This is a genomic window from Lelliottia sp. WB101 (genome assembly GCF_003051885.1).
GTDB classification, from domain to species: domain Bacteria; phylum Pseudomonadota; class Gammaproteobacteria; order Enterobacterales; family Enterobacteriaceae; genus Enterobacter; species Enterobacter nimipressuralis.
Genome location: NZ_CP028520.1, coordinates 1,840,969 through 1,858,167, shown reverse-complemented (window position 1 = coordinate 1,858,167; position 17,199 = coordinate 1,840,969). Strand labels below are relative to the sequence as shown.

General features: G+C 55.2%; 17 protein-coding genes and 1 other RNA gene. 5 read left to right on the top strand and 13 right to left on the bottom strand.

What is annotated here, in order from left to right:
- Nucleotides 1-49: 49 nt before the first annotated feature.
- From gcvH to DAI21_RS08860, 6 genes are all read right to left on the bottom strand, one after another.
- Complete coding sequence (gene gcvH / locus DAI21_RS08885; RefSeq protein ID WP_100779029.1) at nucleotides 50-439, bottom strand: glycine cleavage system protein GcvH; 390 nt, start codon at nucleotides 437-439, stop codon at nucleotides 50-52.
- Nucleotides 440-463: 24 nt separating this feature from the next.
- Nucleotides 464-1,558, bottom strand: a complete 1,095-nt coding sequence (gcvT, locus tag DAI21_RS08880; RefSeq protein WP_102104702.1) for a glycine cleavage system aminomethyltransferase GcvT — start codon at nucleotides 1,556-1,558, stop codon at nucleotides 464-466.
- Nucleotides 1,559-2,003: 445 nt separating this feature from the next.
- Nucleotides 2,004-3,206 carry an FAD-dependent 2-octaprenylphenol hydroxylase gene (ubiI, locus tag DAI21_RS08875; RefSeq protein WP_107702892.1) on the bottom strand — a complete coding sequence of 401 codons (1,203 nt, stop codon included), beginning with the start codon at nucleotides 3,204-3,206 and terminating at the stop codon, nucleotides 2,004-2,006.
- Between the two features lie 11 nt (nucleotides 3,207-3,217).
- The gene (ubiH, locus tag DAI21_RS08870; RefSeq protein ID WP_107702891.1) at nucleotides 3,218-4,396 is read right to left on the bottom strand and encodes a 2-octaprenyl-6-methoxyphenyl hydroxylase; all 1,179 of its coding nucleotides are present in this window, start codon (nucleotides 4,394-4,396) and stop codon (nucleotides 3,218-3,220) included.
- On the bottom strand, nucleotides 4,393-5,706 hold the full coding sequence (gene pepP / locus DAI21_RS08865; protein WP_107702890.1) for a Xaa-Pro aminopeptidase: 1,314 nt from the start codon (nucleotides 5,704-5,706) through the stop codon (nucleotides 4,393-4,395). The genes ubiH and pepP overlap by 4 nt, the downstream gene beginning before the upstream one ends.
- 24 nt (nucleotides 5,707-5,730) lie before the next feature.
- Nucleotides 5,731-6,309: a YecA family protein gene (locus tag DAI21_RS08860; protein ID WP_123428885.1), complete on the bottom strand. Its 579-nt coding sequence runs from the start codon at nucleotides 6,307-6,309 to the stop codon at nucleotides 5,731-5,733.
- 166 nt (nucleotides 6,310-6,475) lie between these two features.
- On the opposite strand from DAI21_RS08860, the gene zapA reads away from it, so the two are divergent.
- From zapA to DAI21_RS08840, 3 genes are all read left to right on the top strand, one after another.
- Nucleotides 6,476-6,805 carry a cell division protein ZapA gene (zapA, locus tag DAI21_RS08850; protein ID WP_100779023.1) on the top strand — a complete coding sequence of 110 codons (330 nt, stop codon included), beginning with the start codon at nucleotides 6,476-6,478 and terminating at the stop codon, nucleotides 6,803-6,805.
- A 41-nt stretch (nucleotides 6,806-6,846) separates the two neighbouring features.
- Nucleotides 6,847-7,030: non-coding RNA, 6S RNA (gene ssrS / locus DAI21_RS08845), on the top strand.
- Nucleotides 7,031-7,054: 24 nt separating this feature from the next.
- Nucleotides 7,055-7,651, top strand: a complete 597-nt coding sequence (locus tag DAI21_RS08840) for a 5-formyltetrahydrofolate cyclo-ligase (RefSeq protein WP_107702889.1) — start codon at nucleotides 7,055-7,057, stop codon at nucleotides 7,649-7,651.
- A 108-nt stretch (nucleotides 7,652-7,759) separates the two neighbouring features.
- On the opposite strand, the gene serA is transcribed toward DAI21_RS08840, so the two are convergent.
- Nucleotides 7,760-8,992, bottom strand: a complete 1,233-nt coding sequence (serA, locus tag DAI21_RS08835) for a phosphoglycerate dehydrogenase (RefSeq protein WP_100779021.1) — start codon at nucleotides 8,990-8,992, stop codon at nucleotides 7,760-7,762.
- Nucleotides 8,993-9,255: 263 nt separating this feature from the next.
- Nucleotides 9,256-9,915: a ribose-5-phosphate isomerase RpiA gene (gene rpiA, locus DAI21_RS08830; protein ID WP_100779020.1), complete on the bottom strand. Its 660-nt coding sequence runs from the start codon at nucleotides 9,913-9,915 to the stop codon at nucleotides 9,256-9,258.
- Between the two features lie 189 nt (nucleotides 9,916-10,104).
- On the opposite strand from rpiA, the gene argP reads away from it, so the two are divergent.
- Nucleotides 10,105-10,998, top strand: coding sequence for a DNA-binding transcriptional regulator ArgP (gene argP / locus DAI21_RS08825; RefSeq protein WP_100779019.1), 894 nt, complete (start codon nucleotides 10,105-10,107; stop codon nucleotides 10,996-10,998).
- A gap of 37 nt (nucleotides 10,999-11,035) precedes the next feature.
- Here argP and DAI21_RS08820 read toward each other — a convergent pair whose 3' ends face one another.
- On the bottom strand, nucleotides 11,036-11,776 hold the full coding sequence (locus DAI21_RS08820) for an oxidative stress defense protein (protein ID WP_100779018.1): 741 nt from the start codon (nucleotides 11,774-11,776) through the stop codon (nucleotides 11,036-11,038).
- Between the two features lie 88 nt (nucleotides 11,777-11,864).
- Nucleotides 11,865-12,500: an arginine exporter ArgO gene (gene argO, locus DAI21_RS08815; RefSeq protein ID WP_100779017.1), complete on the bottom strand. Its 636-nt coding sequence runs from the start codon at nucleotides 12,498-12,500 to the stop codon at nucleotides 11,865-11,867.
- A 185-nt stretch (nucleotides 12,501-12,685) separates the two neighbouring features.
- Here argO and dctP point away from each other — a divergent pair, with 185 nt between their 5' ends.
- Nucleotides 12,686-13,735, top strand: a complete 1,050-nt coding sequence (dctP, locus tag DAI21_RS08810; protein WP_107702888.1) for a TRAP transporter substrate-binding protein DctP — start codon at nucleotides 12,686-12,688, stop codon at nucleotides 13,733-13,735.
- 49 nt (nucleotides 13,736-13,784) lie between these two features.
- On the opposite strand, the gene mscS is transcribed toward dctP, so the two are convergent.
- From mscS to pgk, 3 genes are all read right to left on the bottom strand, one after another.
- Nucleotides 13,785-14,645, bottom strand: coding sequence for a small-conductance mechanosensitive channel MscS (gene mscS, locus DAI21_RS08805; protein WP_100779015.1), 861 nt, complete (start codon nucleotides 14,643-14,645; stop codon nucleotides 13,785-13,787).
- 187 nt (nucleotides 14,646-14,832) lie between these two features.
- Nucleotides 14,833-15,912: a class II fructose-bisphosphate aldolase gene (gene fbaA / locus DAI21_RS08800; RefSeq protein ID WP_107702887.1), complete on the bottom strand. Its 1,080-nt coding sequence runs from the start codon at nucleotides 15,910-15,912 to the stop codon at nucleotides 14,833-14,835.
- A 92-nt stretch (nucleotides 15,913-16,004) separates the two neighbouring features.
- Nucleotides 16,005-17,168, bottom strand: a complete 1,164-nt coding sequence (gene pgk / locus DAI21_RS08795; RefSeq protein ID WP_100779013.1) for a phosphoglycerate kinase — start codon at nucleotides 17,166-17,168, stop codon at nucleotides 16,005-16,007.
- Nucleotides 17,169-17,199: the final 31 nt, after the last annotated feature.

Below are 17,199 nucleotides of genomic sequence, written 5' to 3'. Positions count from 1 at the left end.
GCGGTGATATTAGGATCCCCTCCCCCTTTCGGGAGAGGGTGAAAAGCAATTACTCGTCTTCTAACAGTGCTGCGTACGCGGTTGCATCCAGCAGAGCTTCAACTTCTGCTTCGTCGTTCGCTTTGATTTTGAAAATCCAGCCGCCGGTGTACGGCTCGCTGTTAACCAGCTCCGGGGAGTCGCTCAGGGCGTCGTTTACGGCCACGATTTCGCCGCCCACTGGCGCGTAAATGTCAGACGCGGCTTTCACCGACTCTGCAACAGCGCAGTCGTCGCCCGCGCTCACGGTCGCGCCGACGTCCGGCAGGTCCACAAACACCATGTCACCCAGCAACTCTTGTGCGTGCTCGGTGATCCCAACGGTGTAAGTCCCGTCGGCTTCTTTGCGCAGCCATTCGTGTTCTTTGCTGTATTTCAGTTCTGCTGGCACATTGCTCATTGGAATTCTCCTGATAAAAAATGATTAGGCGACCGGTTTACCGGCGCGAACAAAAATCGGTTTAGTCACGCTGACCGGCATTTCACGGTTGCGGATCTGCACCACGGCAGTCTCGCCAATCCCGGCCGGTACGCGCGCCAGCGCAATGCTGTAGCCCAGCGTCGGTGAGAATGTGCCGCTGGTAATGATGCCTTCATGAAGATTGCCGCTGGCATCGGTGAAACGCACAGGCAGCTCGTTACGCAGCACACCCTTCTCTTTCATCACCAGGCCGACCAGCTGATCGGTGCCTTTCTCACGCTGCAGTTCCAGCGCTTCACGGCCAATAAAATCGCGGTCAGCCGGTTCCCATGCGATGGTCCAGCCCATATTGGCAGCCAGCGGAGAGATACCTTCATCCATCTCCTGACCGTAGAGGTTCATCCCGGCTTCCAGACGCAGCGTATCGCGCGCGCCCAGGCCCGCAGGTTTGACACCGGCTTCAACCAGCGCACGCCAGAAATCGGCGGCTTTCTCGTTCGGCATCGCAATTTCATAGCCCGCTTCACCGGTGTAGCCGGTCGTCGCGATGAACAGATCGCCTGCCTGAACGCCGAAGAACGGCTTCATACCTTCGGTCGCTTTACGTTGCTCTTCGCTGAACAGAGAAGCGGCTTTAGCCTGCGCGTTAGGACCCTGAACGGCGATCAGAGAAAGATCGTCACGTACGGTGATATCAACGGCGTATTTGGCGGCGTGTTCAGAAATCCAGGAGAGGTCTTTTTCGCGGGTGGCGGAGTTAACAACGAGGCGGAAGAAATCTTCAGTGAAGTAATAAACGATCAGGTCATCAATCACGCCGCCGGAGGCATTCAGCATCCCGGTGTAGAGCGCTTTGCCTGGCGTTTTGAGTTTGGCGACATCGTTCGCCAACAGATAACGCAGAAACTCCCGGGTGCGACTGCCGCGGAGATCGACAATGGTCATGTGGGAAACGTCGAACATCCCGGCATCGGTGCGCACGGCGTGGTGCTCATCGATCTGCGAGCCGTAATGCAGCGGCATCATCCAGCCATGGAAATCCACCATGCGCGCGCCGCATAACGTGTGTTGTTCGTACAAAGGAGTCTGTTGAGCCATCTTGTCCTCGTTGATTTAGCAGAGCGGGGCAATCTTGTGTTTCGCGCGAAATTTCACCACGAAACCCGGCGTCGGTATCACTCCTGGACGCCGACGCAAACGTTCTCTTTCCCCTGAACTTACCACCGAAATCGGCGATTAACCATAAGCTAAAGCGGGTCATCACATTAGCTTATGACCAAAAAACGCTGAAAAGCCTACAGAGTTATTCACTGGCAAAATGCGATTTACCCCGCATTAAATTAACTTTAATTTCACAATATTTAGCACAGGCTGATATTTTCTGTGGAAAAACGCGGCTAATTTCCGTCATGAGAAAAACACGACATTAGATAATCTAATGCGAAAAGAGGCGTGGAATTAGAATATTTCAAACGAGGGAAACATCCCGGCACAAAGGCCGGGAGAGGAAAGTGTGATGGGGGTCTAATTTAACGTTTAGTGCTTAACGCAGCCACTCAGGGAGATCGTTTAACCCCATCGCCTGGCGAAGGAGCTGCGGTTTGACGCCGGGAAGCGTATCCGCCAGTTTCAGTCCAACATCGCGCAGCAGTTTTTTCGCCGGATTGTTACCGGCAAACAGCTCGCGGAAGCCCTGCATCCCCGCCAGCATCATCGCCGCGCTGTGTTTGCGGCTGCGCTCGTAGCGGCGCAGGTACAAATGCTGACCAATGTCTTTGCCTTCACGATGCAGACGACGCAGTTCGTCGATAAGTTCTGCGGCATCCATAAAGCCCAGATTCACGCCCTGCCCGGCCAGCGGATGAATAGTGTGTGCGGCATCGCCCACCAGCGCCAGACGGTGCGAGGCAAACTGCCGCGCGTAGCGTCCGGTCAGCGGGAAAAGCTGGCGTTCACTTTCCAGCGTACACAGCCCAAGACGGTTATCAAAGGCCATGCACAGCGCCTGATTAAATGCGTCAGGCGTCGCCGCCTCCATCTGCTGCGCTTTTTCCGGTACCAGTGACCAGACGATGGAGCACAGATGCGGATCGCTTAACGGTAGAAACGCCAGGATGCCGTCATTGTGGAAAATCTGACGCGCGACACCGCCGTGAGGTTCGGTCGTGCGGATCGTGGCCACCAGCGCATGATGACGATAATCCCAGAAGGTGAGCGGAATATCCGCTTTGTTACGCAGCCAGGAGTTTGCGCCATCGGCACCCACGACCAGCCGCGCGGTCAGCATATCGCCGCTTTGCAGTGTTAGAAACGCCTCGTTTTCGCCCCAGGCGATCTGTTGCACCTGCGCGGGCGCCATCAGGGTGACGTCGGAACAGCTCTGGGCTTTACGCCACAGAGCGTGGTGAATCACCGCGTTTTCAACGATATGGCCCAGATGACTGTAGCCCATGCTTTCATCGTCAAACGCGATATGGCCGAAGCTGTCTTTGTCCCACACTTCCATCCCGTGGTAGCAGCTGGCGCGAAACGCGGTGATCTCTGACCAGACGCCGAGATGCGTTAACAGCTTTTCACTGGCGGCGTTAATGGCCGACACGCGTAGCTCTGGCGGTGCGTCCTGCGCAACAGGCTGCGGCGGCTTATGTTCAAGCACCGCCACACGCAGGCCGCTGCCCTGTAAACCACAGGCCAGCGCCAGCCCCACCATTCCGCCGCCGACAATGGCAACATCAACATTCTGCACTTAGTAACTCCTTAACGAGCGACCCAACCGAGAGTTCGCTGCGCCAGCACGTCGCGTGCCGGAATGAATAGTTCCATCGCCATCAGGCCCGCGTTGCGCCCGGCTACCAGCGGCGCCCAGCGATTCGCGAACAGATGCACCAGGCCATCGGTCACTCCGATGGTCGCCTCTTTATCTGCCTGACGGCGTTTCTGATACTGACAAAGCACGGAGTAAGCACCGCAATCGTCGCGATCCTGCCATGCCTGCGCCAGCGTCTCCGCCAGGCTCATGACATCGCGTAATCCTAAGTTAAACCCCTGCCCGGCAATCGGATGCAGGGTTTGCGCCGCATTCCCGACTAACGCCACACGATGAGACACGGAGCGCGATGCGGTGGTCAATGCCAGCGGATAGGCGGCGCGTTTCCCGGCGTGGGTGATTCGCCCTAAACGCCAGCCAAAGGCTTTTTGCAGCTCATCGCAAAAACGCGCATCTGACCAGGCCATCACGTCATCCATAGCATCCAATGCGTGGCACCAGACCAGCGAACTGCGGCCAGCCGACATGGGCAGCATCGCCAGTGGGCCGTGCTCGGTAAACCGTTCAAAGGCGCGGCCCTGATGAGGCACAGCGGTGGAAACATTGGCGATCACCGCCGCCTGACCATAAGGCTGCTGCTGCCATTCGATACCGCATTGGGTGGCAAGTGCAGAACGGGAGCCGTCTGCGGCCACCAGCAGTTTGCCGTCCAGCACGTTGCCGTTATCCAGCGTCACACTCACCCCAGCGTCACTGCGGGTGAAGCTTGCGACGCGCGCCGGGCAGTGCAGCGTCACGCCAGGCGCATCCTGCAATAAGCGGAACAGGCGCTGCCCCACGTCGTGCAGTTCGACCACCTGCCCGAGGGCATTAATGTGGTAATCCTGGGCATCGAGCGTAACAAAACCGGCGTGGCCGCGATCGCTGACGTGAACGGTTTTGATTGACGTCGCACACTCGGCAATCGCCTGCCAGATACCCAAGCGCGACAGGTGCTGGCAGGTCCCCTGCGCCAGCGCAATCGCGCGGGCATCAAAGCCTGGATGCTGCGCCGTCTGCGGCGCAACGGCTTCAACCAGGTGAACGGGGAGCTGGCCGTGCGTCAGCTGTGAGATGGCCAGCGCGAGCGTCGCCCCCGTCATGCCACCGCCCACAATGATCACGCTCATACGCGCGCCGCCGCCATCAGAGCTTCGATCTCATCGGCCTTTTTGACCACGGAAGCCGTGAGGTTTTCGTTGCCGTTTTCGGTGATTACGATGTCGTCTTCAATACGAATACCAATCCCGCGATACTCGGCAGGGACATCCGCATCGGGCGCGATATACAGGCCCGGTTCGACGGTTAACACCATGCCCGGCTCAAGGGTGCGCGAACGCTCCGGACCGTAGCCGCCGACATCGTGGACATCCAGCCCCAGCCAGTGGCTCAGGCCGTGCATAAAGAACGCGCGGTGGGCGTTGTCGGCAATCAACTCTTCCACGTCGCCCTTGAGGATGCCCAGTTTCACCAGCCCGTTCACCATGATGCGGATCACCGAGCCAGTCACGTCCTGAATGGAGGTTCCCGGACGGAACAGCGTTAACGCGGTTTCCAGTGATTCCAGCACGATGTCGTAAACAGCGCGCTGCGCAGGGCTAAATTTGCCGTTCACCGGGAAGGTGCGGGTGATGTCACCGGCGTAACCGCGATATTCACAACCGGCGTCGATCAGCACCAGATCGCCGTCGCGCAGTTCGCTTTCGTTTTCGGTGTAGTGCAGGATGCAGCCATTTTCCCCACCGCCCACAATCGTGTTGTAGGACGGGAAGCGCGCCCCGTGGCGGTTGAATTCATGAAGAATTTCGCCTTCGAGCTGATACTCGAACATCCCCGGACGGCACTTTTCCATGGCGCGGGTATGGGCCAGCGCACTGATTTCACCCGCGCGGCGCATCACATCCAGCTCTTCCGGCGATTTAAACAGCCGCATTTCATGAACGATTGGGCGCCAGTCCGTCAGGGACGCGGGTGCCGATAAATTCTGACGAGAGCCTTTACGCAGTTTTTCCAGCGCCGCAAACACCAGTTCATCGGCGTAAGCGTATTCGCCCTGAGCGTGATACACCACGTCCAGACCGTTGAGGAGTTGATAGAGCTGCTCGTTGATTTCGCTGAAAGCCAGCGCGCGTTCCACGCCGAGTTTCTCTGGCGCGGCGTCTTGCCCTAAGCGGCGGCCAAACCAGATTTCGGCAGTCAGATCGCGAACGCGGTTAAAGAGAACGCTGTGGTTGTGGGTGTCATCGCTCTTAATCAGCACCAGTACCGCTTCAGGCTCATTAAAGCCGGTGAAGTACCAGAAATCGCTGCTCTGGCGATAGGGATATTCGCTGTCATTGCTGCGTGTGGCTTCCGGTGCGGCAAAAATCAGTGCCGCGCTGCCCGGCTGCATGTGGGCTAAAAGCGCCTGGCGGCGGCGAAGAAACTCCTGTTGAGTCATGACACCCTCCTGTGCGTTCTTTTTTTAATGTAAGGTCGGTTTGCGGACTTCCGGTGCGGTCGGCTGTGAGCGCGTAAAAGTGTCGTGGCACAGCAGCGCCGCGACGCGTACGTACTCGATAATCTCTTCGACGGACATTTCCAGCTCTTCCTGATCTTCGTCTTCGTCGTAGCCCAGCTGCGCGATGTTGCGCAGATCGTCGATCGCTTCACCCGCTTCGCCAGTGACTTTATCGAGCTTAGGCTGCGTAACGCCCAGACCCAGCAGATAGTGGTTTACCCAGCCTGCCAGCGCATCGGCACGATCGAAGACGCTAACGTCGTCGCCATCAGGCAGATAAAGCTGAAAAAGGAAGCCATCGTCCTCCAGAGAATCACTGGTCGCCGAGTGCATTTTGCGCAGGGCTTCAGCAAGCTCGTGACCAAAGGCCAGACCTTCGTTCGTCAGGTCATGAAGCAGCGGCTGCCATGAGCTGTCGCTGTTTCCGCCGCACAGCATGCCACTGATCAGACCGTGCATTTCAGCAGGGGTCAAACCCACGCCCTGCTGGTTAAGTAACTGGCTTACTTCGTTGTAACCAGGCATTTCGTTCTGTATAGACATGCGCATTCGTCATCGTTGGAGGAATATTCATGATATGCTACCACTTTGGACCCTGGAGATACCAGAAAAGGGCTTGTATCTTCATATCAGGGTAGCTATAGTGTCGCCCCTTCGCAGCCCCCGGGCCATGTGCGAAGGTCGCGCAGTCAATCAGCAGGAAGGTGGCATGTCTGCACAACCCGTCGATCTCCAAATTTTTGGCCGTTCGCTGCGAGTGAATTGTCCGCCTGAACAAAGGGATGCTTTGAATCAGGCTGCGGATGATTTGAATCAGCGGTTGCAAGATCTAAAAGAACGCACTAGAGTCACAAATACTGAGCAGCTGGTTTTCATCGCCGCGTTGAACATCAGCTATGAATTAACTCAGGAAAAAGCGAAGACCCGCGACTACGCGGCGAGCATGGAGCAACGCATTAAAATGCTCCAACAGACCATTGAACAAGCGCTGCTTGATCAGGGTCGCACTCCCGAAAGGCCGGTGCAAAAGTTTGAATAACACTTTGCAGTTGACTATGGTAGAGTGACTGTGAAGACAAAATTTCTCTGAGATGTTCGCAAGCGGGCCAGTCCCCTGAGCCGATATTTCATACCACAAGAATGTGGCGCTCCATGGTCGGTGAGCATGCTCGGTTCGTCCGAGAAGCCTTAAGACTATGACGACACATTCACCTTGAACCAAGGGTTCAAGGGTTACAGCCTGCGGCGGCATCTCGGAGATTCCCCTTCTTTACTACCTTCAAGCATCATGACTCAATTTCCTGAAGTCCCTGCTTCCCGACAAGACATCCGTCAGTTAATCCGCAAACATCGTCGAGCGCTTTCGCCCGAACAACAAACGCATTTCGCCCAGCTCGCTGCCGCCCGTATGATGGCGTATCCCCCTGTGGTTATGGCCCATACCGTCGCCCTGTTTCTGTCGTTTGACGGCGAGCTGGATACCCAACCGCTGATCGAACAACTCTGGCGCGCCGGGAAAAAGGTCTATCTGCCGGTGCTGCACCCGTTCAGTCCGGGCAATCTGCTGTTTTTGCACTACCATCCGCACAGCGAACTGGTGGTGAACCGTCTGAAAATTAGCGAACCCAAACTCGATGTGCGCGATGTCCTCCCCCTGAGCGAGCTGGACGTGCTGATCACGCCGCTGGTGGCTTTTGATGAAAGCGGTCAACGTCTGGGGATGGGCGGAGGATTTTACGATCGCACGCTGCAAAACTGGCAGCAGTATGGTTTGCAGCCGGTGGGCTATGCCCATGATTGTCAGGGCGTAAAAGCGCTGCCGGTGGAAAAATGGGATATTCCGCTGCCCGCAGTGGTGACGCCTTCGAAAGTGTGGGAGTGGTGAAATAAACAATAAAGCCGGGTGGCGGCTACGCCATACCCGGCTTACGATTTGTATTCGCCAGAGAGGTCGGGTAAGGCGTCAGCGCCACCCGACACAGCAAACCGCAGATTAGTACAACAGACGCGCGCGAATCGTACCCGGGATCGCCTTCATGCTCAGCAGCGCTTTCTCCGCCACATCTTCATCTGCTTCGATATCAATAACCACATAGCCCATCTGCGAGTTAGTTTGCAGATACTGCGCGGCGATGTTGACGCTCTGCTCGGCAAAAATCTGGTTAATCGCGGTCAGCACACCTGGACGGTTTTCGTGGATATGCAGCAGACGGCGACCGCCGTGCAGCGGCAGAGACACTTCCGGGAAGTTCACCGCAGACAGCGTAGAACCGTTATCGGAATACTTGCTCAGTTTACCCGCCACTTCCAGACCGATGTTCTCCTGCGCTTCCTGAGTCGAACCGCCAATGTGCGGCGTCAGGATCACGTTGTCGAATTCACACAGCGGAGAGGTAAACGGATCGCTGTTGGTGGCAGGTTCTGTCGGGAAGACGTCGATAGCCGCGCCCGCCAGATGCTTACGCTTCAGGGCATCGCACAGGGCAGGAATATCCACTACCGTACCGCGAGCGGCATTGATCAGCAGTGCGCCCGGTTTCATCAGCGCCAGCTCTTCCGCACCCATCATATTTTTGGTGGAGGCGTTTTCCGGCACGTGCAGGCTCACCACATCGCTCATGTTCAGCAGATCGGAAAGATGCTGCACCTGGGTCGCGTTACCCAGCGGCAGTTTGTTTTCGATATCGTAGAAGAAGACATTCATGCCGAGAGATTCGGCCAGAATTCCCAGCTGCGTCCCGATATGGCCGTAGCCGATAATCCCCAGCTTTTTACCGCGCGCTTCGAACGAGCCGGACGCCAGCTTGTTCCACACACCGCGGTGGGCTTTGGCGTTCGCCTCCGGAATACCGCGCAGCAGGAGCAGCAGCTCGCCAATCACTAACTCCGCCACGGAACGGGTGTTGGAGAAAGGTGCGTTAAAGACCGGCACGCCGCGTTTGGCTGCCGCATTCAGATCAACCTGATTGGTACCGATGCAGAAGCAGCCGATAGCCACCAGCTTCTCAGCGCAGGCAATAACCTCTTCAGTCAGGTGAGTACGGGATCGCAGGCCAATGAAATGGGCATCACGGATGGATTCTTTCAGCTGCTCAGTATCCAGCGCGCCTTTGTGGAATTCGATGTTGGTGTACCCTGCTGCACGAAGGTTATCGAGTGCTTTCTGATGCACCCCTTCGACGAGCAGAAACTTAATCTTGTCTTTTTCCAGTGATACCTTTGCCATTTACCCGACCCTGTTTTGTCTGAACTGATGTTGTGCTGGATTTAAATCCGCTCCCGCCAACATATCAAAAAAAACTATTGCAGCAATATGAACGTTTGCGTCGTCACTCTGAAGAAAAGTCATCCAGGGCGAAATGTCAGAGGAAAATGCTGTGGATAATCAGGAAAGCGGCAGGATCGTCAGAACAGGTCAAAAAACGTGACACAAGTCACCGAATTTCGCTTTTGAAAAAATATTTAGCGGGGGAACGCTCCCCCGTCAGATCATTTTACGATGGTTTTCACGCCGTCAGCGGTGCCAATCAGCGCCACATCCGCGCCACGGTTGGCGAATAGCCCTACCGTCACTACGCCTGGGATGGCGTTAATGGCATTTTCCATCGCCACGGCGTCCATGATCTCCATACCGTGAACGTCGAGGATAACGTTACCGTTGTCAGTCACCACGCCCTGGCGATATTCCGGACGACCGCCCAGTTTCACCAGCTGACGCGCCACTGCGCTGCGCGCCATCGGAATGACTTCAACCGGCAGCGGGAAGTTACCGAGAATATCCACCTGCTTAGACGCATCCGCGATACAGATGAATTTATCCGCGACGGAAGCGATGATCTTTTCACGCGTCAGGGCAGCACCGCCGCCTTTAATCATCTGCATATGGCCGTTGATCTCATCAGCGCCATCAACGTAAATCCCCAGACGATCGACTTCGTTAAGATCGAAGACCGTAATGCCGAGACTTTTCAGCTTTTCCGTGGAAGCATCGGAGCTGGATACTGCGCCCTCGATCTGCCCTTTCATCGTGCCGAGCGCATCAATAAAATGTGCGGCGGTCGAGCCAGTACCGACACCGACAATGGTACCGGGTTGTACGTACTGGAGAGCGGCCCATCCTACTGCTTTTTTCAGTTCATCCTGCGTCATGATCTTTTTGCCTGTGGTGTGAAAACTCAGGGCGTATTATAGAACAGGCAGGCAGGGAATGTCCCTGTGACCGGTGTCACATTACCGAGCAAAGCCCTGACAGATCCGATGTGGTCGGAATTGGTCTGTCACAAAGGTAAATTTGTGTCATAGTGCAGAATCAGCAAAATTCAGGAGTACTGCCCCGCAATGAAACGTCCGGACTACAGAACACTACAGGCGCTTGATGCCGTCATTCGTGAACGAGGTTTTGAGCGCGCAGCGCAGAAGCTGTGCATCACTCAATCCGCCGTATCACAGCGAATCAAACAGCTTGAGAATATGTTCGGACAACCGCTGCTGGTGCGTACCGTTCCGCCACGTCCGACGGAACAAGGGCAGAAGTTGCTGGCCCTGCTGCGTCAGGTTGAGCTGCTGGAAGAGGAGTGGCTGGGCGATGAACAGACCGGTTCCACGCCGCTGCTGCTCTCGCTGGCGGTGAACGCCGACAGTCTGGCCACCTGGCTGCTGCCCGCCCTCTCCTCGGTGCTGGCCGATTCGCCTATCCGCCTCAATCTGCAGGTGGAAGATGAAACCCGTACTCAGGAGCGGCTGCGTCGTGGCGAAGTGGTGGGTGCAGTCAGTATCCAGCCACAGGCGTTGCCAAGCTGCCTGGTCGATCAGCTCGGTGCGCTGGACTATCTTTTTGTCGGCTCAAAAGAGTTTGCTGAGCGTTATTTCCCGAATGGCGTCACCCGTGCCGCGCTGCTGAAAGCCCCTGCCGTGGCCTTCGATCATCTCGACGATATGCATCAGGCGTTCTTACAACAGAACTTCGACCTACCGCCGGGCAGCGTGCCCTGTCATATCGTGAATTCGTCTGAAGCCTTCGTGCAGCTGGCCCGTCAGGGGACGACCTGCTGTATGATCCCGCATTTGCAGATTGAGAAAGAGTTGAAGAGCGGTGAACTTATCGACTTAACGCCGGGGCTGTATCAGCGTCGGATGTTGTACTGGCACCGTTTTGCGCCGGAGAGCCGCATGATGCGCAACGTCACCGATGCACTGCTGGCCTACGGGCATAAGGTGTTGAGACAGGATTAATAAAAAAGCCGGGTTACCCCGGCTTTTTTGTCATTGATTACTGCGCAGGCGCCTGCTGTTGCTGCTGGCCCTGTGCCGGTTCCAGCTGGAAGACCACATCCACCTGATCGTCGAACTGAATGGTCGGCTGCTCGTAAGTTTCCTGAGCGGAAACCGGCGCAGCATCGGCCTTCATCATGCGAACCATTGGGCTTGGCTGGTAGTTAGAGACGTGGTAACGCACGCTATACACCGGGCCGAGCTTCGATTTGAAGCCAGAAGCCAGCTGCTCTGCCTGACGTACTGCGTCGTCAATCGCCGCTTTGCGCGCTTCGTCTTTGTATTTCTCCGGTTGCGCAACGCCCAGTGACACGGAGCGGATTTCGTTCAGACCCGCTTTCAGCGCGCCATCCAGCAGCGAGTTCAGCTTATCGAGCTGACGTACAGTCACTTCCACCGTACGCACGGCGCGATAGCCTTTCAGAATGCTTTTACCATTCTGATAGTCGTAATCTGGCTGGGTGCGAAGATTCGCCGAGTTAATGTCTTTCTTAGCAACGCCGTTCTGCTCAAGGAAAGAGAGATATTGCGCAACGCGATCGTCGGCCTGTTTCTTGGCTGACGCAGCATCTTTTGCCGCCACGTTCACTTCAATCGCAAGGGTTGCAACATCGGGAGCAGCGTCCACGCTTGCTGTACCGGAAGTGACAATGTGCGGTCCATTTGGCAATTCGTTTGCCTGTACCGATACTGCACCAAAACTGACTAATGCCGCCAGGGCCATCACTTTAAACTTCACTGTTATTCCTCCATGTTGCGAAGTGCCCACCTAAGGGCGCATGCCAGCAAGCTTAGCGCGTCTGCTTCAGTTGTCCATAAGACAACGCTTAGTTGAACAATACCTGTACGTGACTAATGCCCTCTTTCGCCAGCTGGAACGCGATAAACCACATCACCACGCCGACGAGAATATTAATGATGCGCTGCGCTTTGGCGGTGCGTAAGCGCGGAGCAAGCCAGGCGGCAAGTATCGCCAGACCAAAAAACCACAGGAAGGAAGCGCTCACGGTTCCCAGCGCGAACCAGCGTTTAGGTTCGACATCCAGCTGACCGCCCAGGCTGCCGAGCACCACGAAGGTATCCAGATAAACGTGTGGATTAAGCCAGGTCACCGCCAGCATGGTGGCGATGATCTTCCAGCGTCCCTGCTTCATCACTTCTGCGCTGGCAAGTTCCAGGTTACTGCTCATGGCGGTTTTCAGAGCGCCAAAACCGTACCACAGCAGGAACGCTACGCCACCCCAGGTCACCAGCGCCAGCAGCCACGGCGATTGCATCAGTAGCGCGCTGCCGCCAAAAATCCCGGCGCAAATGAGCAGCAAATCGCTGACGGCGCAGAGCATGGCGATCATCAGGTGATACTGTCGACGAATCCCTTGGTTCATGACGAACGCATTTTGGGGACCGAGCGGTAAAATCATGGCTGCGCCTAGCGCAAGACCTTGAAAGTAATAAGATAACATGGAGAAATACTCTTACACGATTGTCGTTACGGCAGACTATACTGCGAGATCTTCATTAGAGGAAATTGATAATATTAATCCCTAATTAGCCACCCTAATGATGCCGTATTGAGATTCTGACAAACGTTTTAACTCCGGATTTAGCGTATGCTGAAGGTATCAGCAACCGTACCAAAGGAATGGATATGAAGCATAACGCGAAGGCTTTACTTTACTGCGCCGCATGGGTGTTTACCTGCTTGTGGGCTGCCACCGCCAGCGCGACCACTACCTTACGCTATACCGATCATGAACCGTACGGAAACATGCGTACCCGGCTCATAAAAGAGACTTTTTTTAGAGCGATTGAGACGGAATCCCTCGGTCGCCTGAAAATCGACGCCCACTGGAACGGCGAGCTGTCCACCAGCTATAACGCACTAACGACCATCAGCCAGGGCGGTGTTGCGGATATGGGCACTGTCGTCCCCGAATACACGCCCGATCTCCTTCCACGGCACCAGATATTTAAGAGCTTCCCTCTTGGGCCTGCCAGCGGTAATGCCCAGGCTGCCGCCTTTCAGCGCATCTTCAAGGATTATCGCCAGTTCGGGAACGAGCTTGAAAAAAATAACGTGATAAACCTGCAGTTTTTCCTCGGGTATCCGGTAGGTTTTTTCACCACCCAACCCAATGTGAAACTCGATCAGTTGAACGCAAGTAAATGGCGAACGGCCAGTTTCTGGCATCAGTCATTTTTACGTAACGCGGGTGGCGTTCCGGTGAATATGCCGTGGAATGAGCACATTACCGATGCGCTGAAGGGCGGGCAGCTTGACGGCCTGATGGTTAACCTCGACAGCGGGCACGATATTCACGCCGAGCGGACCGCGCCTTATATTCAGCTTTCTCCTTCCCTGTGGCTCGGACACGTATATCTGCTGGTGATGAATAAAGCGGTGTGGGACAGCCTCGACGTCAAGGATCGCGGTGCCATCAGACGTGCGGCCGCCGCTACGCAAAAACGTCTTGGCGCAGCGCAAGAGGCTAATCTGGCCGAGATGACCAACGCGATGAAACGAGAAGGCGCGACCATTCATTACCTGACAAACGACGAGCTGAAAGCCTGGCAAACCGCCACCGGGTACCAGCAGGTTCAGGCCGAATGGGTCACTCAGCAGGAAAACAAAGGAATCAGTGATGCGGGACTGTTGATGCAGGGCGTCAGCAGCATTATTAACCAGACACTGAGATAAAAAAACGCCCGCCGGTATTCACGCGCGGGCGTTGTTTGTCAGAACGGGTTTATTCGCTCGCGTGTTCTTTCACGCGCTTGAAGTTCACGTCCATCTGCGGATACGGGAAGCTAATACCGTTGGCGTCAAATTCACGCTTAATGCGCTCCAGCACGTCCCAGTAAACTTCCTGCAAGTCGCTGCTTTTGCTCCAGATGCGTACCACGAAATTGATCGACGAAGCACCGAGTTCGTTCAGACGAACAGTTCTCTCGCGGTCCTGGATGATACGAACATCCGACTCAATGATATTCGTCAGCAGCGCTTTCACCTTATCGATATCGGAATCATACGCCACGCTGATCAACAGTTCGTTGCGACGTACCGGTTCGCGGGAAAAGTTAATGATGTTTCCGGCGATGATTTTACCGTTCGGCACCACAACGATACGGCCATCAACGGTGCGCAGGGTGGTGGAGAAAATCTGCACCTGCAGCACGGTCCCGGCAATGCCGCCTAAATCGACGTATTCACCGGAGCGGAACGGGCGGAAAGTCACCAGCAGCACGCCTGCGGCGAGGTTCGACAGTGAACCCTGCAGGGCCAGACCGATAGCCAGACCCGCAGCACCGAGTACCGCGATGACGGAGGCCGTCTGTACACCGACGCGCCCAAGCGCAGCAATCAGCGTAAAGGCAATCAGGCCGTAGCGCACCAGCGCGGAGAGGAAATCTGCCACCGTGGCATCAATCTGACGCGCGCGCATCACGCGGTTGATCGCATTGGACACCACGCGTGCCACGATCATCCCGACGATAATAATCGCAATCGCCGCCACGATATTCACCGCATAACTCAGCAGTAGCGCCTGGTTGCGCACCAGCCAGGTGCCCGCGTTGTTGATGCCATCTACTACACCGAGATCATCCATTCATTCTTCCTTTTGCTAATCCAGACAAAAAATCCATCTCACTGGGAGACAGGCAGGTCAGTAAAGGGTAAACAAAAAGTGCTGATTATGCCAAACAGATCACACAATCGGCAGTGGCAGCCCGTTGAAAAGGCATAAAAAAAGGCCCGCAAATGCGGACCTTTTTAACGCTTTTCAGCAACTCAAATTACAGAACGTCAACCGCGTTCAGTTCTTTGAATGCCTGCTCCAGACGGGTAATCATAGAAGTCTGGGCAGCACGCAGCCATACGCGTGGATCGTAGTATTTCTTGTTCGGCTGGTCTTCGCCTTTCGGGTTGCCCAGCTGGCCTTGCAGGTAAGCTTCGTTGGTTTTGTAGTACTGCAGGATGCCGTCCCAGGTTGCCCATTGGGTATCGGTATCGATGTTCATTTTCACTACACCGTAGCTTACGGAATCTTTGATTTCCTGAGCAGAAGAACCGGAACCGCCGTGGAAGACGAAGTTCAGGCTGTTGTGCGGCAGGTTGTGTTTCTTAGAAACATATTCCTGAGAATCGCGCAGGATAGTTGGAGTCAGAACCACGTTACCTGGCTTGTAAACGCCGTGTACGTTACCGAAAGATGCCGCGATGGTGAAACGTGGGCTGATTTTGCTCAGCTCGGTGTACGCGTAATCAACATCTTCTGGCTGGGTGTACAGTGCAGAAGCGTCCATGTGGCTGTTGTCCACGCCGTCTTCTTCACCACCGGTGCAACCCAGTTCGATTTCCAGGGTCATGCCCATTTTGGACATGCGCGCCAGGTATTTGGAGCAGATTTCGATGTTTTCGTGCAGTGACTCTTCAGACAGGTCGATCATGTGAGAAGAGAACAGTGGCTTACCGGTTGCTGAGAAGTGTTTTTCACCCGCGTCCAGCAGACCGTCGATCCATGGCAGCAGTTTTTTCGCGCAGTGGTCGGTGTGCAGGATAACTGGAACACCGTAGTGCTCAGCCATCTGGTGTACGTGGTGCGCACCAGAGATAGCGCCCAGGATTGCTGCGCCCTGAGGAACATCAGTTTTAACGCCTTTACCCGCGATGAACGCAGCGCCGCCGTTAGAGAACTGTACGATAACCGGAGCTTTAACTTTTGCAGCGGTTTCCAGTACGGCGTTAATGGAGTCGGTACCCACGCAGTTAACTGCCGGCAGAGCAAAGTTGTTTTCTTTTGCTACCTGGAACACTTTCTGAACGTCATCACCAGTGATCACGCCAGGTTTTACGAAATCAAAAATTTTAGACATGTTACGTAGTCCTGTATCTTCGGCCGTTAGAAAAGGTGCGAGCTCTAAAAAGCACGCTGAAATTTGGGCAGGTTTCCCTGCCCATGAATGGCTTACTTCTTAGCGCGCTCTTCGAGCATTGCTACTGCTGGCAGAACTTTGCCTTCCACGAATTCGAGGAATGCGCCGCCACCAGTGGAGATGTAGGAAATTTTGTCGGAAATACCGAACAGGTCGATAGCCGCCAGAGTGTCGCCGCCGCCTGCGATGGAGAACGCTTCGCTGTCTGCGATTGCGTTAGCCACGATTTCAGTCCCTTTACGGAAGTTAGGGAATTCGAACACGCCAACCGGGCCATTCCACAGAATGGTTTTCGCGTTTTTCAGGATGTCAGCCAGTTTCTGTGCAGACACGTCGCCCAGGTCCAGAATCTGCTCTTCATCTTTGATGTCGTTAACAGACTTCAGCGTCGCGGTCGCTGTTTCAGAGAACTCGGTTGCTACGCGCACGTCAGTTGGGACTGGGATATCGCAAGTGGTCAGAAGGCGTTTAGCTTCGTCAACCAGGTCTGCTTCATACAGGGATTTACCCACGTTGTGGCCTTGAGCGGCAACGAAGGTGTTCGCGATACCACCACCAACGATCAGCTGGTCAGCGATTTTAGACAGGGAATCCAGAACGGTCAGTTTGGTAGACACTTTAGAACCACCAACGATAGCAACCATTGGACGTGCGGGTTCTTTCAGTGCTTTACCCAGTGCTTCCAGTTCGTCAGCCAGCAGTGGACCTGCGCAAGCTACGTCTGCGAATTTACCGATACCGTGGGTAGAAGCCTGAGCACGGTGAGCCGTACCGAATGCATCCATCACGAAGACGTCGCACAGTGCAGCGTATTTTTTGGACAGTGCTTCGTCGTCTTTCTTCTCGCCTTTGTTAAAGCGAACGTTTTCCAGAACAACCAGTTCACCTGCAGCCACTTCAACGCCGTCCAGGTAGTCTTTAACCAGACGTACCGGGCTGGACAGTTTGTCTTTCAGGTAATTAACAACCGGCAGCAGAGAGAATTCTTCGTTGTACTCGCCTTCGGTCGGACGACCCAGGTGAGAGGTTACCATCACTTTCGCACCCTGTTTCAGTGCCAGTTCGATGGTTGGCAGAGAAGCACGAATACGCGCATCGCTGGTCACTTTGCCATCTTTAACAGGTACGTTCAGATCGGCACGGATGAAAACGCGTTTACCTGCCAGATCCAGATCGGTCATCTTAATTACAGACATGGTGAATCCTCTCGTTGATTCTTAAAGTTTT